The sequence below is a fragment of the Psychrobacter sp. AOP7-B1-24 genome, from assembly GCF_052376215.1.
Classification (GTDB): Bacteria; Pseudomonadota; Gammaproteobacteria; order Pseudomonadales; family Moraxellaceae; genus Psychrobacter.
The window spans coordinates 1-3,534 of sequence record NZ_JBQSVL010000136.1 but is presented as its reverse complement, the minus strand read 5'-3'; the positions used below and the strand labels follow the sequence as shown (position 1 = coordinate 3,534).

At 48.4% G+C, this 3,534-nt stretch carries 1 tRNA gene and 2 rRNA genes; all 3 read left to right on the top strand.

The window, feature by feature from the left end:
- The 3 genes from ACT3QP_RS14375 to rrf all read left to right on the top strand — a co-directional run bounded on the left by ACT3QP_RS14375 (position 1) and on the right by rrf (position 3,512).
- Positions 1 to 76: transfer RNA gene (locus ACT3QP_RS14375), tRNA-Ala, on the top strand.
- A 317-nt stretch (positions 77 to 393) separates the two neighbouring features.
- A 23S ribosomal RNA gene (locus ACT3QP_RS14370) occupies positions 394 to 3,251 on the top strand.
- A 146-nt stretch (positions 3,252 to 3,397) separates the two neighbouring features.
- A 5S ribosomal RNA gene (rrf, locus tag ACT3QP_RS14365) occupies positions 3,398 to 3,512 on the top strand.
- Positions 3,513 to 3,534 lie beyond the last annotated feature (22 nt).

The window sequence follows — 3,534 nt, the reverse complement described above, 5'->3', positions numbered from 1 at the left end:
GGGGCCATAGCTCAGTTGGTAGAGCGCCTGCCTTGCACGCAGGAGGTCAACGGTTCGACTCCGTTTGGCTCCACCATATAATAAATACGCAATAGAATAAACAGAATTAAGTAATCGGACATGATTATTTACTTCTGTTTTATACAGAACTTATGACTCGACGAGAGCATAGGAACTATTTAAAAACATAGATATGAGTCTGGGTTAGGAACACGTGTTCACGCGTTGTTTCTAACCTTAATAGCTCACCTCTTAACGACATCAGTTGTTATCCCAGGGGTGAGTTATTAAAAAAGTAAAGAGAACTGAATCAAGCGTATAAAATTAGGTGATATCGTTATCATAATTAGATTGTATGACACTATGAAGTCGAAAGACTACTTGGGGTTGTATGGTCAAGTAATGAAGCGCACATGGTGGATGCCTTGGCAGTCAGAGGCGATGAAAGACGTGACAGCCTGCGATAAGCTTCGGGGAGGCGGCAATATCCTGTGATCCGGAGATTTCTGAATGGGGAAACCCACCTAGCATAAGCTAGGTATCTTGTACTTGTACAAGAAGCAAACGAGGGGAAGTGAAACATCTCAGTACCCTTAGGAAGAGACATCAATTGAGATTCCCCTAGTAGCGGCGAGCGAACGGGGAGAAGCCGATTAGTGCTAATGTAGAAGAACAGCGTGGGAAAGCTGACCGTAGTAGGTGATAGTCCTGTATTCGAAACATTAGCGTTAACATATTAAGTAGAGCGGGGCACGAGAAATCCTGTTTGAAGATGGGGGGACCATCCTCCAAGGCTAAATACTCCTGACTGACCGATAGTGAACCAGTACCGTGAGGGAAAGGCGAAAAGAACCCCTGTGAGGGGAGTGAAATAGAACCTGAAACCGTGTGCGTACAAGCAGTGGGAGCCTACTTGTTAGGTGACCGCGTACCTTTTGTATAATGGGTCAGCGACTTATATTCTGTAGCAAGGTTAACCGTTTAGGGGAGCCGTAGGGAAACCGAGTCTTAATAGGGCGTCTAGTTGCAGGGTATAGACCCGAAACCGAGTGATCTATCCATGAGCAGGTTGAAAGTGCCGTAACAGGCACCGGAGGACCGAACCCACTGTCGTTGAAAAGCCAGGGGATGACTTGTGGATAGGGGTGAAAGGCTAATCAAACTCGGTGATAGCTGGTTCTCCCCGAAAGCTATTTAGGTAGCGCCTCGGACGAACACCATTGGGGGTAGAGCACTGTTTCGGCTAGGGGGTCATACCGACTTACCAAACCGATGCAAACTCCGAATACCGATGAGTGATATCCGGGAGACACACGGTGGGTGCTAACGTCCATCGTGGAGAGGGAAACAACCCAGACCGCCAGCTAAGGCCCCAAATTCCTAGTTAAGTGGGAAACGAGGTGGGAAGGCATAGACAGCTAGGAGGTTGGCTTAGAAGCAGCCATCCTTTAAAGAAAGCGTAATAGCTCACTAGTCGAGTCGGCCCGCGCGGAAGATGTAACGGGGCTCAAACTAGGAGCCGAAGCTGCGGATTTGAATTTGTTTTCAAGTGGTAGGGGAGCGTTGTGTAAGCCTGTGAAGGTGTGTTGTAAAGCATGCTGGAGGTATCACAAGAGCGAATGCTGACGTGAGTAACGATAATGCGAGTGAAAAGCTCGCACGCCGGAAGATCAAGGGTTCCAGTCCAACGTTAATCGGGGCTGGGTGAGTCGACCCCTAAGGCGAGGCCGAAAGGCGTAGTCGATGGGAAATCGGTTAATATTCCGATACTTGTTTATAATGCGATGGAGGGACGGAGAAGGTTATGTCAGCCTGGCGTTGGTTGTCCAGGTGAAAGGATGTAGGTTTATAGCTTAGGTAAATCCGGGCTATTCTATACCGAGATCTTATAGCAAGTCTTACTTGTAAGACGAAGTGGCAAATACCATGCTTCCAGGAAAAGCTTCTAAGCAATAGTTATAAACGAATCGTACCCTAAACCGACACAGGTGATCAGGTAGAGAATACCAAGGCGCTTGAGAGAACTCTGCTGAAGGAACTAGGCAAAATGGTACCGTAACTTCGGGAGAAGGTACGCTGTTGATGGTGATAGGACTTGCTCCTTGAGCTGTTGGCAGTCGCAGATACCAGGCTGCTGCAACTGTTTATTAAAAACACAGCACTCTGCAAACACGAAAGTGGACGTATAGGGTGTGATGTCTGCCCGGTGCTGGAAGGTTAATTGATGGGGTTAGCGTAAGCGAAGCTCTTGATCGAAGCCCCAGTAAACGGCGGCCGTAACTATAACGGTCCTAAGGTAGCGAAATTCCTTGTCGGGTAAGTTCCGACCTGCACGAATGACATAATGATGGCAGCGCTGTCTCCAGCAGAGACTCAGTGAAATCGAAATCGCAGTGAAGATGCTGTGTACCCGCGGCTAGACGGAAAGACCCCGTGAACCTTTACTACAGCTTTACATTGAACTTTGACCTGACTTGTGCAGGATAGGTGGGAGGCTTTGAAGCAGACACGCTAGTGTTTGTGGAGCCAATCTTGAAATACCACCCTGGTCATGTTGGGGTTCTAACTCAGGTATAACAATACCGAGGACAATGTATGGTGGGTAGTTTGACTGGGGCGGTCTCCTCCTAAAGAGTAACGGAGGAGTACGAAGGTGCGCTCAGACCGGTCGGAAATCGGTCGTAGAGTATAAAGGCAAAAGCGCGCTTAACTGCGAGACCCACAAGTCGAGCAGGTACGAAAGTAGGTCTTAGTGATCCGGTGGTTCTGTATGGAAGGGCCATCGCTCAACGGATAAAAGGTACTCTGGGGATAACAGGCTGATACCGCCCAAGAGTTCATATCGACGGCGGTGTTTGGCACCTCGATGTCGGCTCATCTCATCCTAGGGCTGAAGCAGGTCCTAAGGGTATGGCTGTTCGCCATTTAAAGAGGTACGCGAGCTGGGTTTAGAACGTCGTGAGACAGTTCGGTCCCTATCTACCGTGGGCGTTGGAAATTTGAGAGGATCTGCTCCTAGTACGAGAGGACCAGAGTGGACGAACCACTGGTGTTCGGGTTGTCATGCCAATGGCATTGCCCGGTAGCTACGTTCGGATGGGATAACCGCTGAAAGCATCTAAGCGGGAAGCCCACCTCAAGATTAGATTTCCCTAAAGAGCCGTTCAAGACTAGGACGTTGATAGGCAGGGTGTGGAAGCGCAGCGATGCGTGTAGCTAACCTGTACTAATTGCTCGTTTGGCTTGACCATACAACACCCAAGTGGTTTGTATCAAGTCTAATTAATCTGTCATAGACAGAACATTTCGATATCACCTTTAACCTTGATTCAGTTAGGTTAAGTGATACTTAGTCAAATAAGTAAAACTAAAAACAGACTCATATCTAACCCCCTTTGCTGACGACAATAGCATGATGGCACCACCTGATCCCTTCCCGAACTCAGAAGTGAAACATCATCGCGCCAATGGTAGTGTGGATTCGTCCATGTGAGAGTAGGTCATCGTCAGCTCTCTATTCCTGATTAGCCCCTT